Annotated in this window: 1 protein-coding gene; it reads left to right on the plus strand. The window is 36.7% G+C overall.

Going from position 1 to position 929, the window contains the following annotated elements; translation table 11 throughout:
• The first annotated feature begins 17 nt into the window (after window positions 1–17).
• Window positions 18–905 (plus strand): hypothetical protein, encoded by an 888-nt coding sequence (locus tag JIV24_RS22190; RefSeq protein ID WP_200467276.1) that lies wholly within the window; start codon window positions 18–20, stop codon window positions 903–905.
• Window positions 906–929 lie beyond the last annotated feature (24 nt).

Raw genomic sequence — 929 nt, forward strand, 5'->3', positions numbered from 1 at the left:
AAAAATAAATCTTAGAAATGAATATAGTTCAAGTATTTTTTGCAATCCTATTGATAGGACCAGTATTATGGGGATTGATTAACTGGAATTGGTATAAAGGGGTTTCTGCCCCAAAAGGTATAGTCGCCTTCACATCCTTGATTAATTCTGCTGTGCTCTATGCATTAGCATACAATTTAGTTTTCTTTCTACAAGAATTATTTCTTGTTCTGGGGAAAAAGGCACTTGGCTTGGAGGCATATTTATATCATAATAATCATACCTGGGAAGGGGAACATCCATTGATGTCTTTGATGCAAGGTTCTGGAGCTTTGGCAATTTTCTTAATTGGGTTAATTTGTTTGATAATTTACAGATTCATAGCAAATTCCCCCAGCAACTGGAAACTACTCATCTTATGGCTTGCTTTTCATGGACTTGTACAATCACTCCCGCAAGTAACGGTGGCATATTTGGCTCCTGAGACTGATCTTGGTGAAGCGCTTGTGGGGTATTTAAATTTGAGTCAGCCGCTTCTCATAGCTCTGGCGATTATGTGCATTTTGACTATTCCCATGATTAATATTTGGTTTAGTAGACTTCTATTAGAATTTGCTTCTCGCGATGACGATTTGAATAATCCAAGAGCAAGGTTTAAATATATTCAGTTTATAGCAGTTGGAGCTGCTTTTTTAGGCAGCATACTTGTAATCCCGTTCAGAGTGCCTCCGATAAGTCAAGCTATTACCCCATTATTTGTTTTCGTCGTTTCAATTCCATGGATATGGTCATCAGCAAATGTAGCCAAGCATATCAAACATACTCCGAACAGAATTAATGAAAAAATATATTGGACTCCTATAGTATTACTAATTCTCCTTTTAATTTTCTTTCAGTTGGTTTTAGCTCCTGGAGTGAAGTTTTAATAAAAACTGCAGGCAACAATGGCT

The organism is Carboxylicivirga marina, assembly GCF_016612505.1.
In the GTDB taxonomy this organism is placed as follows: domain Bacteria; phylum Bacteroidota; class Bacteroidia; order Bacteroidales; family Marinilabiliaceae; genus Carboxylicivirga; species Carboxylicivirga marina.

Bases quoted from the DNA above. Each gene is read 5' to 3' on its own strand.
- JIV24_RS22190 (WP_200467276.1), top strand. From the start codon at position 18: ATGAATATAGTTCAAGTATTTTTTGCAATCCTATTGATAGGACCAGTA.